The sequence below is a fragment of the Paenalkalicoccus suaedae genome (assembly GCF_006965545.2).
In the GTDB taxonomy this organism is placed as follows: Bacteria; Bacillota; Bacilli; order Bacillales; family Salisediminibacteriaceae; genus Paenalkalicoccus; species Paenalkalicoccus suaedae.
This window is the reverse complement of the sequence record NZ_CP041372.2, coordinates 815189-832419: the sequence shown is the minus strand read 5'-3', so window position 1 is coordinate 832419 and position 17231 is coordinate 815189. Positions and strand designations below refer to the sequence as shown.

The 17231-nt window shown below is 45.8% G+C and carries 16 protein-coding genes; 10 read left to right on the top strand and 6 right to left on the bottom strand.

The genetic code is table 11. From position 1 onward, the window contains the following. Positions 1–51 precede the first annotated feature (51 nt). Both FLK61_RS04795 and FLK61_RS04790 read right to left on the bottom strand, forming a co-directional pair. The gene (locus FLK61_RS04795; protein ID WP_176008376.1) at positions 52–624 is read right to left on the bottom strand and encodes a hypothetical protein; all 573 of its coding nucleotides are present in this window, start codon (positions 622–624) and stop codon (positions 52–54) included. A gap of 167 nt (positions 625–791) precedes the next feature. After that, positions 792–2933, bottom strand: a complete 2142-nt coding sequence (locus FLK61_RS04790) for a hypothetical protein (RefSeq protein ID WP_176008375.1) — start codon at positions 2931–2933, stop codon at positions 792–794. 436 nt (positions 2934–3369) lie between these two features. Here FLK61_RS04790 and FLK61_RS04785 point away from each other — a divergent pair, with 436 nt between their 5' ends. The 6 genes from FLK61_RS04785 (at position 3370) to FLK61_RS04760 (ending at position 11048) form a co-directional block, all read left to right on the top strand. Beyond that, the gene (locus tag FLK61_RS04785; protein WP_176008374.1) at positions 3370–4908 is read left to right on the top strand and encodes an AbgT family transporter; all 1539 of its coding nucleotides are present in this window, start codon (positions 3370–3372) and stop codon (positions 4906–4908) included. 88 nt (positions 4909–4996) lie between these two features. Further along, positions 4997–6181 carry a M20 metallopeptidase family protein gene (locus FLK61_RS04780; RefSeq protein ID WP_347338988.1) on the top strand — a complete coding sequence of 395 codons (1185 nt, stop codon included), beginning with the start codon at positions 4997–4999 and terminating at the stop codon, positions 6179–6181. After that, entirely contained in the window at positions 6178–7476 is a 1299-nt protein-coding gene (locus FLK61_RS04775) for an amidohydrolase (protein ID WP_176008372.1), read from the top strand. The genes FLK61_RS04780 and FLK61_RS04775 overlap by 4 nt, the downstream gene beginning before the upstream one ends. Further along, on the top strand, positions 7473–8702 hold the full coding sequence (locus FLK61_RS04770) for a M20 family metallo-hydrolase (protein WP_347338987.1): 1230 nt from the start codon (positions 7473–7475) through the stop codon (positions 8700–8702). Before FLK61_RS04775 ends, FLK61_RS04770 begins: the two co-directional genes overlap by 4 nt. A gap of 5 nt (positions 8703–8707) precedes the next feature. Next, complete coding sequence (locus FLK61_RS04765; protein WP_176008371.1) at positions 8708–10003, top strand: hypothetical protein; 1296 nt, start codon at positions 8708–8710, stop codon at positions 10001–10003. Between the two features lie 451 nt (positions 10004–10454). Then, positions 10455–11048: a copper amine oxidase N-terminal domain-containing protein gene (locus FLK61_RS04760; protein ID WP_176008370.1), complete on the top strand. Its 594-nt coding sequence runs from the start codon at positions 10455–10457 to the stop codon at positions 11046–11048. A gap of 454 nt (positions 11049–11502) precedes the next feature. Here the strand turns inward: FLK61_RS04760 and FLK61_RS04755 are convergent, their stop codons facing one another. Further along, positions 11503–12543, bottom strand: a complete 1041-nt coding sequence (locus tag FLK61_RS04755) for a zinc-binding dehydrogenase (RefSeq protein ID WP_176008369.1) — start codon at positions 12541–12543, stop codon at positions 11503–11505. A gap of 416 nt (positions 12544–12959) precedes the next feature. On the opposite strand from FLK61_RS04755, the gene FLK61_RS04750 reads away from it, so the two are divergent. From FLK61_RS04750 to FLK61_RS04740, 3 genes are read left to right on the top strand one after another with little or no spacing between them, the layout of a single operon-like run. Then, positions 12960–13433, top strand: a complete 474-nt coding sequence (locus FLK61_RS04750) for an immunoglobulin-like domain-containing protein (RefSeq protein WP_176008368.1) — start codon at positions 12960–12962, stop codon at positions 13431–13433. 20 nt (positions 13434–13453) lie between these two features. Beyond that, positions 13454–13867, top strand: coding sequence for a hypothetical protein (locus tag FLK61_RS04745; protein ID WP_176008367.1), 414 nt, complete (start codon positions 13454–13456; stop codon positions 13865–13867). A 33-nt stretch (positions 13868–13900) separates the two neighbouring features. Beyond that, positions 13901–14293 carry a hypothetical protein gene (locus FLK61_RS04740; RefSeq protein WP_176008366.1) on the top strand — a complete coding sequence of 131 codons (393 nt, stop codon included), beginning with the start codon at positions 13901–13903 and terminating at the stop codon, positions 14291–14293. On the opposite strand, the gene FLK61_RS04735 is transcribed toward FLK61_RS04740, so the two are convergent. Genes FLK61_RS04735 through FLK61_RS04725 form a run of 3 tightly spaced genes read right to left on the bottom strand, consistent with a single transcriptional unit; the run spans position 14287 to position 15839 of the window. Beyond that, complete coding sequence (locus FLK61_RS04735; RefSeq protein ID WP_176008365.1) at positions 14287–14604, bottom strand: hypothetical protein; 318 nt, start codon at positions 14602–14604, stop codon at positions 14287–14289. The two genes, FLK61_RS04740 and FLK61_RS04735, sit on opposite strands and share 7 nt — an antisense overlap. 55 nt (positions 14605–14659) lie before the next feature. After that, positions 14660–14968 carry a hypothetical protein gene (locus tag FLK61_RS04730; protein WP_176008364.1) on the bottom strand — a complete coding sequence of 103 codons (309 nt, stop codon included), beginning with the start codon at positions 14966–14968 and terminating at the stop codon, positions 14660–14662. Positions 14969–14972: 4 nt separating this feature from the next. Further along, complete coding sequence (locus tag FLK61_RS04725; RefSeq protein ID WP_176008363.1) at positions 14973–15839, bottom strand: hypothetical protein; 867 nt, start codon at positions 15837–15839, stop codon at positions 14973–14975. A gap of 305 nt (positions 15840–16144) precedes the next feature. Here FLK61_RS04725 and FLK61_RS04720 point away from each other — a divergent pair, with 305 nt between their 5' ends. Then, on the top strand, positions 16145–17014 hold the full coding sequence (locus tag FLK61_RS04720; protein WP_176008362.1) for an AraC family transcriptional regulator: 870 nt from the start codon (positions 16145–16147) through the stop codon (positions 17012–17014). Positions 17015–17231 lie beyond the last annotated feature (217 nt).

The window sequence follows — 17231 nt, the reverse complement described above, 5'->3', positions numbered from 1 at the left end:
CATCATACACTCACTCTTGTCCAGGTTAGGACTACATGGAAGCACCACACATTATTTAATGCTCCCGTACTTCCCCTCCACAGATCGCTTGAGCTCATCCAGTTCTGCATTACCGGTTGACTCGAATCCGCCATCCGCATCAGATGAAACCTCGAATTTGCCGTGATACGTGGCTATAGGTAAATATGCGATTTCATCTGAATCTTTTTTTCTCAAAAACAATAAGTAAGACGAGTCTTCTTTCGTAACTTCATAGTACTGTGATGCAATCAGATTATTAGACCTTACATAAGCATACGGCTCTATTACCTTTAGTTGCTGCGGCACCTCATTCGGCACCTCACCATGATACACGTGCTCTACCTCAAACATTGTCTCGGTCCAATAATAGTGTGGGAACTTCCCATCCATTTCTACATGATTATACGGCTCACCCACAGGCCTAGCGAGCACAACTAAATCCGAAGCCTCTTCTAACCGCTCCACATCCGTATAAATCTCTACAAAAGATTCAGGCACATCGGTTCGCTTCACTTCCCCGATCGCAGTCACCCCGCCGTTCACAAACACATACCCAATTAAAGCTATCAAGCTAATTCCTAGAACCCCAATTATTTTTTTCATCTACTTCTCCTTTTCAGAAAATAAAGTAAGAACATACATACAAGCAATTACTATTCGATCGTTACAGGCACATCGGTAATTTCGATTTTGTACTCTTTATCTCCATAGTAAAAAGACGCTAAGAAAAACATATCGTACGTCCCAGGCTCTCGTTTGAAAGTCGAGGCTTATGCAAAACCGCTTGAGTCTACTACCGCCTCATTAGCAGGCAATTGGAATATATGTCTTGCGCTATGGAACGAGAAAGATGTTAAAGGATACCCATAATCTACTTTTACATGAGCCTCTTCTCCTAAATAGCGCAACGTTCTCGTAACCTCTCCGGATGGATCTACCATGACCTCTAGCTCAAATAATCCGTCCTCACTTTTTTGACGAAGACTATCATTCGCCTGATCATTCCTATCGTCTTCGATAATTAGCGATACGTCGTTGATTTCCATTTGATAGATTCTACCCTCATGTTTAAACGTCGTATGAAAGAATACTTGGTACGTACCTGGATCCCGTTCAACCCTAGTTGCTTCTACAATACCATTGGAATCAATTTTAGTTATCCCATCTCCTGGTGTATCCGTATAATCAACAGGTTCCTCAATATAATAGTCTATAAGAGGCGTCGGATGTTCAATTTCTATTTCCTCTTCCTCCCCTAAATAATGAAGCGTCCTAGTGAGTAACCCTGTTGAATCCGTTGTTACCTTTAGCTCAAACAAGCCGTCCTCACTTTTTTGACGAAGAATATTATTCTCCTCATCAGTCGTAAACTGTTCTTTCTCATCATTCGTATCGTCTTCGATAGTTAGCTGCACATCCGTTATTTCAATTTGATAAACTCTTCCGTCATACGTAAACCAAGATTGAAAGAATAGTTGATACGTACCTGGATCTCGTTCTATCGTCGTTGTTTCAACAAAACCATCTGCATCCACGGTAGCGGTATTCCCTGGCGTATCAAACGCATATTCCGTATTACCCAGCGAATACGTGGTCAGTGGCGATCCGTAATCTACCTCTACTTCCTCGTCATCGCCTAAATAACGAACCGTTCTACTAATATCTCCAGACGATTCTACCATCACCTCAAGCTCAAACAACCCGTCCTCACTTTGCTGCGTATATACTCCATCTTCGCTCGCATCGGAGCTATTTTCTTCCACTACCATCGGAACGTCTCGTATCTCAACCTCATACATTATGCCATCGTAACTGAATGAAGACCTGAAGAAAACTTTATAAGCCCCTGGGTCAACGTCTAATTGATACGTTTCCGAATATCCTTTAGCATCTAAAGCTGTTCCCATTGCAACATCTTCAGCACTAAAGATATAGTACGTATTATTTACCGATGGAATGGTTAACTCTGTACCGTGTTCAATCATAGCCATTTCCTGATCACCAACATACCGTAGCGTTGATGTCACCTCACCAGTCGAGCCTGTCTCAACTTCCAACTCAAAAAGACCATCTTCGCTTAGCTTGCTCTGAACTCCATTCACGTCTGTAGAATGCTCGACACCCTCAAATTTCATGGGAACATCTCGTATTTCGAGCTCATACCTATCGCCGCCGATATAATCAAACTTTGCTAAAAAGAATAAATCATGCTTTCCTGGTTCCTCATCTAACATAGATATTTCAACAAAACCATCTGCATCTAGCTTCGTTCTATTGCCAATAGTCTCATAAATATAACCCGGTTCATCTATCGAATAGGCAGTCATCGGCGATCCGAATAGCACCTCGACATCTTCTTCCTCACCTAGATAACGAACCGTTCTCCTAATTTCACCTGTTGTCTTCACCATCACCTCAAGCTCAAACAACCCATCCTCACTTCGCTGCGTATATACTCCATCTTCGACTTCTTCTGAGTTGCTCTCAGCTTCTTCCACCATCATAGGAACCTCCCGTATTTCTATCTGATATTTTTGACCATCATAATTAAACTCTGATAAAAAGAAGAGGTCATACGACCCAGGATCTAGTTCAAAATCAATCGTATTCTCTAAGCCATCTGTATCTATCATTGATGTAACTTCCATGTCATCAAACGCATAATTTGGACCATGGAGCGCCACAGATGTAAGCGGGGAGGCCGATGTAACCTCCACTTCATCATCATCGCCAAGATAACGTATAATTGTCGTCACCTCACCTGTCGATTCCGCATTTACCTCGAGCTCAAATAACCCATCCTCACTTTGCTGCGTATATTCGCTCATTCCTCCATCTATCTCCTGTAGCTCACCAGTCGACTCACACGCCACCAGCACCACAGCACAAATCAGCCATATAACATATCTCATACACCTACTCCTTTCAGAAAATCACGTCATTATCTTACTAGTTAGTCGGTTCAAATACACTTTAGTTACAAATTTTTGCAAATCAAAAAGAGGATGCCCCAACAATCTGCGCGACAACCCCTGCACCTCCCGCGCATCACGTTCATTAACCTCCTAATTTATTCCCTTATTTGCACAACTCCTTCTGAATTTAGCACAAACTTCGCTCAATTTTGCACCAAGCCTCGCCATTTTGTCACCACCGACCATACATTCAGCACAACCCCCTCCGAATTTAGCACTACCTTCAAAATCAGCCCCATTGTCAGCATTCCTCACAGAGAAATTCACTTTTCTGAAAATTAGCTCTTTCAATTCTCAAATAATATGGTATCTTACTGTTAACGGAATAATTTCAGACAATGTCCGTTAATATGAATACTAGTGGAGGGATTCGATGTCGAACGAAGGAGCACAAAAGAAGGGCTTTTTCTTACGCATGCTTGATAACGTAGAACGAATAGGGAACAAACTGCCTCACCCGTTTATGCTATTTATTTACTTAGCACTTGGAGTCATTTTATTATCTTGGGCACTCAGTTCCTTAAATATGTCCGTTATTCATCCGCAGGATGGCGAAACCGTTTCGATTCAAAACATGGTTAGCTTATCTGGTCTTGAATTTATTCTGTCGTCCATGCTAGACAACTTTACAGGCTTTGCGCCACTCGGTCTTGTTCTTGTCATGATGTTTGGTATTGGACTCGCGCAAAAGGTTGGCTTAATTGAGACCTTTATGAAGAAGACGATTCTTAATGCGCCTGTGCGCCTCGTTACATACGTAATTATCGGGGTTGGCGTACTTGGTAACCTTGCTTCAGACGCAGCCTTCGTTATTATTCCACCGCTTGCTGCGATGGTGTTTTATTCCTTAGGACGACACCCTCTAGCTGGAATGGCCGCAGGCTTCGCAGGTGTTGGGGGCGGATTTACGGCCAACTTCCTTATCACAGGAACAGATGCCCTTTTATCCGGTATCAGCACAGAAGTGGCACAAACCGTTAATCCGGATCTTGTCGTTACTCCCGTTGATAACTATTTCTTTATGGCATTCTCTGTCTTAATGCTTATGATCGTTGGTGGATGGATTACCGAGCGTGTGATTGAGCCTCGTTTAGGGAAGTTTAACGATAAATATGCGGATCCTGACACGATTTCTCAAACAGCGGAGCATCCATCAAAGCTAGAGCTTAAAGGGCTTCGCAACGCTGGAATTGCAGCTGCTGCATATATCCTTTTAGTCGCAGCAACGATTGTGCCACCTAACGGCATCTTACGTGGCGAAGAAGGAACAGTCGTCCCGTCGATCTTTTTATCTAACATCATTCCAATCATCCTCTTCTTCTTTATCATCATCGCTGTCGCATACGGAGTGACCGTTAAAGCGATCACAAAAACAGCCGATGTGCCAGAGTTTATGGGAAGTGCGATGAAGGATATGAGTGGTTTTATCGTCCTCATCTTTGCGGCGTCGCAATTTATCGCCTACTTTGAGTGGACAAACCTCGGTACGTTTATCGCCGTCACAAGCGCAAACGGCCTCGAGGCAATCAACTTTACCGGAATGGGCTTAATCGTCGGCTTTATCTTGCTTGGCGCCATCTTAAATCTCTTTATCTTCAGTGGCTCCGCTCAGTGGGCGCTGATGGCACCAATATTTATTCCGATGTTTTATTTCCTAAACTACGACCCAGCATTTATTCAGCTCGCCTATCGCATTGCCGATTCATCAACTAACATCATTACACCGATGAATCCCTATGTCCCGATGGTGCTAGCCTTTATGAAAAAATACGATAACCGCGCAGGCTTTGGAACACTATTCTCCATCATGCTTCCTTACGCGATGTCGTTCCTCTTTATTTGGATCGCCATCTTCGTCGTTTGGAACCTGCTCGGTATCCCAATTGGGCCTGGCATTACACCAGGACTCTAAATCAGAGAGACTGTTCCGCTACAGGCGTATTACGCGTCTGTCGGTGCAGTCATTTCTGCTTTTACCTTAACGAGAGAGGATCATGTCTATGTTTATTGGATTAGGTCAAACCATTCATGAGGAGATTATATCTCTAAGACGCGAGCTACACCAATTCCCCGAGCTCTCACATGAGGAAACAAGGACGACTACTCGCATAAAAGAAGAGCTTACAAAAGCCGGCATCCCCTATAAGGACGGCTTTGCAACGCATGGAGTCTTAGGCATCATTAAAGGAGCTCATCCTGGTAAGACGATCGCCCTTCGCGCAGATATGGATGCGCTTCCGATTGTCGAGAAGAACGATCACGACTTTGTTTCTCACAAAAAAGGGGTGATGCATGCGTGTGGTCACGATGCGCATACGGCGATGCTCGTTGGAGCGGGTAAGCTACTAAATACGCAAAAAGACAAGCTGTCCGGCACGATTTTACTCGTCTTTCAACCGGCAGAGGAGGATGCACCAATTGGTGGCGCACAGGCGATGATGGACGAAGGCGTTTTTAAGGAGTACGTTCCTGACGAGATCTACGCGCAGCATGTGTGGCCGGACTTACCTGTAGGCACATTTGGTGTACGCCCTGGAGCGATGATGGGGAATTCCGATCGATTTGAAATCCGCATCACCGGATCATCGGGTCACGCCTCTATGCCACATCAAACGACCGACGCCATTGTGATTGCTGCGCAAATGATTAATTCTTTGCAAACAATAGTGAGCCGGAGCACGGATCCGCTTCAATCTGCCGTTGTGACGGTAGGGAAAATCACCGGTGGCTCGCGCTATAACGTGATCGCAGATGATGTCGTGCTGGAAGGAACCGTTCGTACGTATAAAGCGGACGTCAAGCAAACCGTCAAGGCACGCCTTATGCAAATCGTCGAGCAAACCGCTAGTATGCTTGGTGGCTCTGCTTGCTGTAAGTATCATGATGGCTACCCAGCTACTCGTAACAATGCGGACGCTGCGGCACTAGTCGCAAAAACCGTGCAAGACGCTTACGGAGAAGATGCTCAGCCGGAGATTTTACCGAGCATGGGTGGCGAGGATTTCGGTCGCTTCCTTGAGCAGTATAAAGGCGCCTACTACTGGCTTGGCACCGCGATTCCGTCACGTGAGGTCCAGCGTCCGCTTCACGATCCGCTATTTGATATCGATGAGCGCGCGATTCCTTACGGCGTAGAAATGCTCGCCGAGCTTGCCTACCAAGCCTCTAAGGAGGAATCTTCATGACACACAAACACGCATGGCCAATCGACACAGCTAGCATCACCGAATTACGCCGAAAGCTTCACCTTATTCCAGAGCCAGGGTGGTGTGAATACCAAACGACAGCTGCGATTGTAAACGAACTTCGCGAGCTTCCCCTCACCCTTCATGTTGGCAGTGACGCCGTAAAGCCAGATGGACGCATGGGGCTTCCACCAAAAGACGAGGAGCAACAGTTTTATGAGCTAGCAAAGCAAGCTGGTGTGGACGAGGAGCTGCTAACTCGTATGCAGGGAGGATTAACCGGCGTCGTGGCCGTACTTGATACAGGTAAACCAGGGCCCAATACGGCGCTTCGTTTTGATATTGATGGTTTACCAATAACAGAAGCAACGTCCGATCACCCGCCTTCTAACGAGGGCTTCATAAGTACTCATCACGGCTTCATGCATGCTTGCGGTCACGACGGACACACGGCAATTGGTGTCCATGTGGCAAAGCTTTGCTGTGAATACCGAGATCAACTCTCTGGCACGCTTACGTTCTTGTTTCAACCAGCAGAAGAAGGCAGTCGTGGCGCATTAGCGATGATCGAAAACGGCTGGCTTGATCAGCAAGACTACTATTTGAGTGGTCACATCGGCATTCATGATTTAGAGGTTGGGACGATTGCGAGTGGGACGACGCAGTTCCTCGCAACGACCAAGCTCGACGTCCATTTCGAAGGTGTATCGGCTCACGCGGGCGTGGATCCTTCGTCTGGTAAAAACGCGCTACTTGCTGCGGCAACAGCCTCCTTACAGCTACAAGCCATCGCGCCTCACCGAGACGGCGTTACGCGTCTCAACGTCGGTAAACTTACTGCTGGCGAGGGACGCAACATCGTCGCCGAGCGAGCAACAATGATGATGGAGACCCGAGGCGAGACCGACGAGCTCAATGCCTATGTCGAAAAGGAGGCGAGACGCATCCTTCAAGCAGCCGCCGAAATGTACGATGTGTCCGTGACGATTGAGACCGTTGGACGCGGTAGCACCGCAGAGTCGAGCTCTTCCATTGGCGAACGTCTTCAAGCTGATGGAGACCTCGTAAAAAGGGTGATTCCGCCTCTTTCGTTAGGTGGATCTGAGGATGCGACGCACATGATGAATCACGTCGCCGCCCAAAGTGGCAAAGCTGCCTACTTTCTCTTTGGCACGCCGCTTCCTTTTGGACATCACCATCCACGCTTCACGTTCGACGAAGGCGTGCTACCTAGTGCCGTTGCCGCACTCACCCAGCTCGTTCGCAGCTATCATGCAAAGGAGACCCTATCATGACAATTCAAACATGGCTAGATACAACCATCCGAGCCCTTAATTTGGTGGAAACAATGGAACAGCCGAATGGCTTTACGAGACTTAGTTTTTCGAAAGAAGAACTAGAGGCTCAAGACGTTTTTAAAGAATTAGCGACTTCTCTTGGCATGACTGTTCGCACTGACGCAATCGGGAACGTCATCGCACGACTAGAAGGTCGCAATTCAGGTCCTGCCTATGCGTACGGCTCGCATTTAGATACCGTTACAAACGGCGGTGGATATGATGGCGCTGCTGGAATCCTGACTGCACTAGGTGCGGTGAAACTATTAAAAGATCGAGACCAAACGTTGGAGTATCCTTTAGAGGTAATTTGCTTTGTGTCAGAAGAATCGTCCCGTTTTTCTATGTCGACGGTTGGGAGTAAGGCGATGGCAGGGATGCTTACGGAGGAACAGCTCGAGACGATGGTCGATCAGGATGGGGTGACGCTCGGGGATGCGATTGATGAGGCGGGCTATGATCCAGCTGCATTCCGCGAGGCGGAGCGTGACGCTGATGAACTGCGCTCGTTTGTCGAGCTGCATATTGAGCAAGGGATGCGGATTGAGAATGCGGGCAAGGAGTACGGTGTCGCTCGCGCGATTGCGTGCCCAATTCGGTTAAAGCTGACGATTAAAGGGCGTGCCGGGCACACTGGCACAACCCCGATGAATCAGCGCCAGGACGCACTTCCTGAGGCATCGGAGCTCATCTTATTCGTGCAGAAGCAAGCGAATGCCTTGAATGAATCAGCCGACTATCCGCTCGTCGCAACGGTAAGTACGATCGAAAGCTATCCAAACGCGATGAATGTGATCCCTGGAGAAGTCGTGCTCGGCATCGATATTCGGAGCGTTAGTGATGCGCTAAAGGAGCAAATGGAAGCCGCAATTGATCGCTTTATCAGCGACTCCTCTTTTGATATCGACAAGCAGGTGCTTGTTCGGAATCCATCGGTCACCCTTGATGCAACTATCTGTGATAAACTAATGAAATTAGAGAACGAAACCGGATACACGTGTTTACCAATGGAAAGTGGCGCTGGTCACGATGTGATGAATATGCAGACAAAATGGCCATCAGGGCTACTGTTTATTCCCTGCAAAGACGGATTAAGCCACCATCCAAACGAGCACGCTTCCCTCCAAGACTTGGAGAAAGGAACGGAGCTTCTCTACCATTACATGATTACAGCTGGCAGGTGACGTTAATGAAGGTGCGATTAGGGATACTCGGTCCACGGGACTCCGTCTCGATGATGGAGGAGGTTGTGCGTCCATTCGAAGATTTTGATTGGACGAGCTACTATTACGAGACTACTGAAGAAACAGAAGATCTTATTAAGCAAGCAGAAGGTAGCGTTGACTGTTGGCTCTTTTCTGGACAGGCGCCTTACGCCTATGCTTTGCAAAAAGGACTTGTCCAACCAGAGAACGCCTTTTTCCCTCCTTTACACGGTGCGAGTCTTGTTGGAGCTCTCCTTAACATGTTTTTTCACGAAAAGAATCCAACGCACGTCACCCTCGATACGATTGATGAAGAAGAGTTTTTACACGTAAAGTCGGAGCACGATTTAGTCGGTCTAGACGTGACGAGTTACTCGTACGATGGCTATCGCTCTGCGGATGATATTATTCAGTTCCACTCGGAAGCTCACGCTGAAAATGGAAGTACGATTGCATTAACTTGCATTCGCTACGTGTATCAGACGCTTCGGGAGAGAGGCATTCCTGTTTATCGTATTACGGCAAGCAGATTTGATGTGAGTGAGACGTTAAAATTCATTCGTGAGCGCCGGTCCGCAAGCTGGTATCGCAGTCATCAGCTTGCCATCATTGGTATTGATGTCCGCGAGCCATCAACGAGCCTGGAGGACTACCATTCCTTCCGCCGCAAGCACCGAGAACTTGATTTAAAGCGCATTTTATATCGCTACGCAGAGGATGTAAAAGGATCATTTGTTCAAATGGGCGATGGATTATTCCACCTCTTTACAACAAGAGGCGAAGTCGAACGACGTCCGCTTCCGTTTGCGCTCATGGAAGAAGTGTCCTTGCAGACAAAGCTTCAAATTGGCATTGCAATCGGCTATGGCAATAGTGCGATGCAGGCAGAAACCCACGTCCAAGAGGCGCTTCAGCAGGTGCGTCGCACCGACGAACGCGTCATTTATGCAGTCGATGAAGAGAAGCGTCAAACCGAGCACTTCCCATCGTCAGATAGTGTGACTTACTCTGTGCAAAGTGGTGATCTCCCTGCCGTAGATAAGCTTAAAGGTCGCGTCGCGCCTGGCGTTGTCTCTAAAATTCTCTCCTACGCACGCTACCACCAACAATATGAGGTGACATCCAAAGACCTCGCCGCGTGGCTCGCAAGCTCAGAGAGAAACGCTCGCCGTATTCTTCACGAGCTTGAAGAGGCCGGCTATGCCGAAGCCATCGGCGAAGAGCAAGGCGTGCGCCGCGGTCGCCCACGCCGTTTATTCAAGCTCATGCTAGGAAAATAGGAAGGAACGTATAACCCGCCTGAGGAGGCGGGTTTTGTTATGTAGTCGTGGTGATATGGTGCTATGACGATCTGCGCGACAACTACAGCTTCACCCGCGCATCACGCTTGTTCACCTCCTATTTTATTCCCTTTTTTGCACAAAGTCTTCTGAATTTGGTAAACGTCAAAGGAACCACACCTACGGAGAAGGTGTGGTTCCTTTGACGTTTACGAATTTGGCACAAACCTCCGGCATTTTTGCACCAACCTACCGCATTTTGTCACCACCTTCTCCGAATTTAGCACCGACCTCTCCAGTTTTAGCACCAACCAAAATTCCGCCGCCTTCCCTCTCCGACGACGTTCTACATGTTTTTGCCACTTTTAACAAATTATTTTCTGAAAACTATAGACAAATTTGATAATAAAAAGTACTATTCTTCCTATATAGTAAAATAGGAGGGGTAAATATGTTGATGAAACGGTTCGTGAGAGTATTACTAGTTACTTTGTTAGTTGTTGGATTTGGAGCAGCAAGTGTTGCAACGGCTCACCCAGGTGGGACGGATTCTAATGGTGGTCACAAGTGCCATACAAATTGCTCTAAATGGGGATTAAAGAATGGAGAATATCATTACCACAATGGCGGAGGATCTTCGGCACCGGCTCCAAAACCTGCTCCAACTCCCGCTCCAGCACCTAAACCAGCACCCCTTCCTACCGCAGATGTGTATATTAATGGCGCATTACTAAAGGTAGATCAAAAGGCAGTCATTAAAGATAGTACTACCCTCGTTCCTATGAGAGCGATCTTTGAAGCTTTAGGAGCAACTGTGCAATGGGATGATCAAACGAAAAAGATAGTAGGTACAAAAGGTACGCAAAAAATCACCTTAACAGTAGGGAATAAAGTTGCCTACACATCAGCAGGTGCCATTCAACTTTCTCAGCCGGCTCAAATAGTCAACAAACGTACTCTCGTTCCGCTTCGCTTCATCGCCGAGACGTTAGGAGCAAACGTTCAGTGGGATAAAGATACGAGAACTGTGAAGATTACAAATTAAACATACAAGGCTGGGACAGAAGTGATCTTACTGTTCCAGCCTTTTCTACAGAATGAATAGTAATGACTAGATTGCAGTATTTGAGTTTCTTTTTGCTGGTAATGGTAGTACCTAAGGCAATTGATTGGTAGAGGGCCAATATTGACCACTTCACTTCTGCTACTGACCACACGAGTTTCGTTATTGACCGTTCATCAGCTCTTGACCAGTACAGCGCCGGTATTGACCGCTCCACTTCACTATTGAACACTCGAGTCCCGTTATTGATCGCTCCATCTCCTATTGACCGTTACATCGCCACTATTGACCGCTCCACTTCTACTAATGACCACTCAAGTTACGTTATTAACCGCTTTACTTTTTCTCTATACAATTGCCCGTCCTACTCTACATCAAAAAGGTCGAGACAAATGACTCCCTCTTGTCTCGACCTCTTTCGTGTAAAACTGATCAATTACCCTTCCAGTAACAAAACAACCTTCCCCACTTTCCCTGACTCCTTAAAATATGTTTGCGCCTCACGCGCTTTTTCTAACGGAAACGTACGATCAATTACTGGCTTCACTTTGCCTTCTGAAATAGCCTGTAGCATCTTCTCAAATTCTTCTCGCGTCCCTAATACAGACCCATACATCGTGATATGCTTTAAGTACAGCGTTCTAAAATCGAGCTCTGTTTTCTGTCCACCTGCAGATCCTGAAATACAGTACTTCCCACCATTTTTTAACACGTGAAGAGAAGTTGCAAACAGTGCATCTCCAACTACATCTAACACCGAATCAACTGGACCTTGATTCCATGCTAAAATGTCATCAATTAGTTCCTCTGATTTGTACGAGACAACATAACTTGCCCCTAACTCTTTCATCTTCTTTTCTAAAGCCATATCACCAACCACGGCAATTACTTTTGCGCCAAACACTCGAGACGCAATTTGAATGTTGAGTGAGCCAACGCCTCCGTTTGCACCCGTTACGAGTATCGTCTCACCAGGCTTCGCCCCAATTTGCTCGACCATGTGCCACGCAGTCAAGCCACTGACGCTAAACACCGCGCTCTCTGTATAATCCGCTAGCGGCATATCGTAGCAAAGATCCGCCGGCCAAACGACATATTCGGCATATCCACCATCATATTCCGAGCCGATGAAGGACATATCATTAGCAATATGCTCAAATCCACTCGCTCCACTCGACGTAAATGGGAACAAAACAACATCCTTTCCGACTAAATCCGTATCAGCTGCGTCCCCCGCTTTTACAACGACTCCAGTTATATCAGACCCTGGAATACGAGGGAATTGCACTCCTTCAGGCTTCCAACCAGACTTTGAATCCGTTCCGTATGCCCCCTCCCTCATCCAGATTTCTGTATTATTAATCGCGCACGCCTTCACTTTTATTAATACTTCATCCTCTTTAGGCTCCGGCACAGCTCGTTCCACAACTTCAAGCTTATCAACATCCCCATATCCCACTACTTCAACTGCTCTCATAAATCCCACTCCTCTATTTCTTTGATGAAAATACGATTAAGATCTTCGAACCGCATCGCTCTATTTCCTGCATACCCGTTATTAAGTGCCTTCGGACATCCCTTGGCGAATTGGAAAACCGTTTACTTATTTGCACAACTGACGCTCGTTTTAGCACAGATTAGCTTAATTTTTGCATGCCCCTTCTCCTTTTTGGTACAGCCACCTCCACATTTAGCACCATTGCCCTCCAGCAAGTTGCACCTTATCATTCTAGAGTGATATTCTTAATAGAGACTAACAATCTATTCCTAATTTGGAAGCAGAAAGTTGAAGCCGTCCCCCTAAGACCTTAATTCAATGATACGTGTACGTATAGTACTCTACATAACAATAAGAACCATCTAACATCCACAATAAATTTGGAGGTATCCGCTATGAAAACTAGTTTACTATTAGTACTCTGCGGATTAGTAGTAGCTACTCTCATTTTTCTCAACAGACCGGTATCAGACGATGTAGTTCGTGAAGAATTGCTAGTGGATAGGGAGAATGATTTGCCGGAGGAAGTGATGGAACAAGGTGTTGCGGTTGCGATCACAACCGATGCAACCACGGTAGATCGCGGAGAACACGTGGAGGTTACGGTGCAAAACAATGGCGCGAGTCAAATTAGCACACACGACACAGGACTCTCCTTAGAAACAGTAGACAGTGACAATAGTTGGCGACCGCTCGAAGAGGATCCCATCATCCAAGATGTGTTGCGCACGATTGAACCTGGCGAAGAGGAAGTGTTCGACATGCGCCTACCAAACTCGGCTGGAGCCGGAGTGGCAAGAGTCGTCTTATCCTTTACGACTATGGAGGGAGACGAACACCAGCTAGCAACTTCGATTTATGTAAACTAAACGCGACGGAGGAAATGAATATGAAGAAACGTGTAGCAACCTTTTTTATTGGGGCGACGATGCTCCTTAGTGCGTGCGGTGAGTCTGGGATGGAACTAAGTGGAGGATCATCTATAATTGGAGAATCAGATTTAAGGTTTGGAGATAACACCATTTCGGATCAGGATACGATTGAGCGATACTTAGGAATCGTTGACCGAGATAACGAAACACTAGAAGATGATGAGTATGCTAGAAGAATAGCTGATCACATTATTTTTGTTAATGATCACGATGATGCTTCGTTCTTTAATGGTGTAAGCATCTTTGCGAACGATGACACAATGGTGTATAGACCATTTGCCTCTATGGGACCATTCTACTCCATCAACGAAGAAGACGTAGATTTTATCTTAAACATCATGGCTGAACTTCAGGGTACGAATTCCAACTAATACTCAATACTATCTACTATAAATGGAGGAAATATGATGAAGAAGCTTTTAGTTATTATTTTAAGTCTTGCCTGCTTATTGCTTGCCGCGTGCGGTGACTCTGGACTTGAGTTTACCACCGGCGAATACGTGAACGACTTTTCCATCGATTTTAGTGAGGAGGCAATTAATGACAAGGAGCAGATTCAACAGGCACTCGATATTTTTGCCGAGCAGGAGGAGACCGATACGCAAGCGACCGGTCAGCCTGACCACGTCGTGACAATCAATGACCTCGATAACTCAACAGCCCTCGTGTTCGCAAATATTTGGACAACAGACGATCAAACACTCATTTATAATAGCGCAGGCGCAGAGGATACGTTTTATTTGATCACCGGAGAAAATGCAGATGTGCTGTTAGGCATGATTGAGGAGCTTCAATAAACTAATAACACTTCAAAAAACCCAGAAAAAATGAAGAGCATCATGATTGTGGAGACAACTCCTGTTAAAGGTACGGAAATATGTTTCTTTCCGATGATATCTACAAATAATTTTTTAAAGAAGATACTTAATAAGTAACCTGTAAGTCCCGACACTACGATGAGGATTAGTAATGTTACATGTTCTGGTATGATAACTGTACTGGACCATATAGCCATCATGAATGAGAACGTAGTGATGAAGTAGACGAAGACCATAATTAACACTGCAATAATCAAAAACGCTACCAGTGGTTTTATGTGTATACTCATTTACTCACTCATTTGCAAGGATAATCTAAAGGAATAGATACAGGCTTGCTTGTATTTAAATCGGCTGAAACACTCTAGTAAAAAGGATAAGCATCATGATTCCTGAGCTAACCCCTATTAAAGGTACGGAAAAATACTTCTTTTTAATAATATCGATAAATAATTGTTTAAAAAATGCACTTACTAAGTATCCAGTTAATGCTGACACTCCAACGAGGATTACTAGTATAACAAGGTCTGATACAATAACCGAACTAGACAAAGATATCATTATGATAGAAAACGTAGTTGTGAAATAGATAAAAATCATTATTAAAGCTGCAATAATCAAAAACGCTACCATTGGTTTTATGTATGTACTCATTCACTCACTCCTTTGCTCGATTTTTTGGTGCACACTGCGATGGAATTCCCATGTCCAAAAGCTCCTCCATTTGTTCCATGTGATCCGCAAATCGGAGCTTTTCTACCAGATTTTCGTGCAAGCGTAGGAATTCTGGGTACATGGCGCGCCCTGTCGAGAGTAGCCGCTCCGGATCACGATCACAGTGCCACGTTACTAAAAGGCGCTGTTGCTCCGTTGTCAACGGACTTCTCTCGCCTTCAAGCCTCGCCCAATCGCCAAATGAGTTTGGTCGGATTCCTGCTTCCATCAGCCACCCCAGCACGACCGAATAACGCATCGAATCTATTATCTGCAAGGCATAGTAAAACTCCCCTCTCCTCACGCGTCGATAAAGCTCGTGCGCGTAGGACACAAACTTCGTCCTCCATATCTCCACATCTACCTTGCTCGGTTCGTACGTGATGGCTTGAGATCGCTTCTGCAGTTTCTGGAGAAAATCATGTGGATCATGGGCAATTTTGATTTCCTGTAACCATATCGATGGAGTAAGATCCTCCTTTTTATAGTAAAAAGAATCTACTTTAATAAATGAATCAAAATGTGCAATCGTGTATGGTGCATACGGAAAATCTTCAAAGAATAACACGCTTCCCCAACGATGAGCTCGCTCCTTTTTATTTGTACGATAATCTTCAAATTGGTGATCCTCTACAACAATTCGTAAGTCAATATCTGAGTAAAGATCCTCATTATCCGCTCCTATGGAGCCTCCATAAAACACTCCTAGTACATGTTTATCGTGACATAAGTCCGCTTCAATCGCACGCATTAATTCAGCACGATGCTTAGGTAGCTCTGCGTCTCTTTTGCGTAAGTCGTAGCTATTCATAAAGTTACCTCCTTTGATTTGCATGTCCGCCGATATGGTTCGCTCGTTCTGCCGGGTGCTTTGCACGTGCTGACGCTTCGTTTGCTCGTTCTCATACCTCGTTTACCCCTTTTCCTAATTCCTCCACGCTTCGATCCTATTTTCTCCCCCAAAAATTGCTTGAGGTGTCCGTTCGTGCTACGATGCTCTTACTTATTAGACGTGTGAGGAAGCGTTTGGTTGCACATCCGACTAAACTCGTCGCAAAAATATCGGGTGCACCGCGGCAATCGGCGTTAGTATTAATGCATAAGGAGGGACCTGGCATGCTAAAGCAAATGAACGAGGCCATCGACTACATCGAGGCTCATTTGGAGGACGACATCGATCTTCTCGAGCTGGAGAAAATCACGGGAACGTCTCTCTACCACTTTAAGCGCATGTTTTCGTATTTGTCGGGTATGCCCCTTAGCGCATATATTCGCAATCGAAGGCTGTCGACAGCGATGCAGGAGCTTTTGCGAACAGAGGCGACCGTCACGGATACGGCGTTTAAATACGGATACGATTCCGTGGATGGCTTCGCGCGTGCATTTAAGGATTGGGCAGGATTTCCGCCCTCAGAGGTAAAGGAACACGAAGCGCAAAAGCTTCAAGCCTTCCCAAAGCTATCCTTCCAACTAACTATTCAAGGAGGAATGAACATGAAATACAAAATTGTACAAAAGGACGCTTTCGCAATTGTTGGCGTGAAGAAGAGAGTACCCATTCAGTTTGAGGGTGTAAACAAGGAGATTGAGGAGCTCGCAGGAAATATTACCGATGCTCAATATGAAAAAATGGACGAAATCGCTGATTTAGAGCCACATCAAGTCATGAACGCCTCGTATCAATTCGACGATGGGCGTTCGGAGGAGAAAGGCTACCTCGATCACATGATCGGCGTATTAACAACACAGTCTGACGCAGTTGAAGGACTAGAACGCTTGGAGATTCCTGCTCATACATGGGCCATCTTCTCTTCAAAAGGTGCTTTCCCTAAAACGATGCAAGACACATGGGCAAAAATCGCATCCGAGTGGCTACCAGCCTCCGACTACGAGCTAGTCGATGCACCAGAGCTCTCTTTTGTAGAAGATTACTCCGATATGGAGAACGTGTACAGTGAGATTTGGATTGCGGTGAAACAGAAGTAAGTGTATAAATGATAATCCGAAGAACGATGCCGAATGCTGGCATCGTTCTTTTGTGTTGAGGTTTTTGTATTATGATAGTTGGGCAACGTTGGGTTGGGGTGTGGGTTTATGAACCGCATTTCAGATTTATGAACCGTGTCCACGATTTACGTACCATGTCTCTATAAATGATAACCCTCTTCTTATATCCAGTAACCTTATTCACAACTGGTTATGT

What these genes read in the sequence shown, in the direction of transcription:
- FLK61_RS04770 (WP_347338987.1), top strand. Translation starts at nt 7,473, where the DNA reads ATGACAATTCAAACATGGCTAGATACAACCATCCGAGCCCTTAATTTG.
- FLK61_RS04755 (WP_176008369.1), bottom strand. Translation starts at nt 12,543, where the DNA reads ATGAGAGCAGTTGAAGTAGTGGGATATGGGGATGTTGATAAGCTTGAA.
- FLK61_RS04765 (WP_176008371.1), top strand. Translation starts at nt 8,708, where the DNA reads ATGAAGGTGCGATTAGGGATACTCGGTCCACGGGACTCCGTCTCGATG.
- FLK61_RS04750 (WP_176008368.1), top strand. Translation starts at nt 12,960, where the DNA reads ATGAAAACTAGTTTACTATTAGTACTCTGCGGATTAGTAGTAGCTACT.
- FLK61_RS04795 (WP_176008376.1), bottom strand. Translation starts at nt 624, where the DNA reads ATGAAAAAAATAATTGGGGTTCTAGGAATTAGCTTGATAGCTTTAATT.
- FLK61_RS04735 (WP_176008365.1), bottom strand. Translation starts at nt 14,604, where the DNA reads ATGAGTATACACATAAAACCACTGGTAGCGTTTTTGATTATTGCAGTG.
- FLK61_RS04760 (WP_176008370.1), top strand. Translation starts at nt 10,455, where the DNA reads ATGTTGATGAAACGGTTCGTGAGAGTATTACTAGTTACTTTGTTAGTT.
- FLK61_RS04720 (WP_176008362.1), top strand. Translation starts at nt 16,145, where the DNA reads ATGCTAAAGCAAATGAACGAGGCCATCGACTACATCGAGGCTCATTTG.
- FLK61_RS04740 (WP_176008366.1), top strand. Translation starts at nt 13,901, where the DNA reads ATGATGAAGAAGCTTTTAGTTATTATTTTAAGTCTTGCCTGCTTATTG.
- FLK61_RS04785 (WP_176008374.1), top strand. Translation starts at nt 3,370, where the DNA reads ATGTCGAACGAAGGAGCACAAAAGAAGGGCTTTTTCTTACGCATGCTT.
- FLK61_RS04775 (WP_176008372.1), top strand. Translation starts at nt 6,178, where the DNA reads ATGACACACAAACACGCATGGCCAATCGACACAGCTAGCATCACCGAA.
- FLK61_RS04745 (WP_176008367.1), top strand. Translation starts at nt 13,454, where the DNA reads ATGAAGAAACGTGTAGCAACCTTTTTTATTGGGGCGACGATGCTCCTT.
- FLK61_RS04780 (WP_347338988.1), top strand. Translation starts at nt 4,997, where the DNA reads ATGTTTATTGGATTAGGTCAAACCATTCATGAGGAGATTATATCTCTA.
- FLK61_RS04725 (WP_176008363.1), bottom strand. Translation starts at nt 15,839, where the DNA reads ATGAATAGCTACGACTTACGCAAAAGAGACGCAGAGCTACCTAAGCAT.
- FLK61_RS04730 (WP_176008364.1), bottom strand. Translation starts at nt 14,968, where the DNA reads ATGAGTACATACATAAAACCAATGGTAGCGTTTTTGATTATTGCAGCT.
- FLK61_RS04790 (WP_176008375.1), bottom strand. Translation starts at nt 2,933, where the DNA reads ATGAGATATGTTATATGGCTGATTTGTGCTGTGGTGCTGGTGGCGTGT.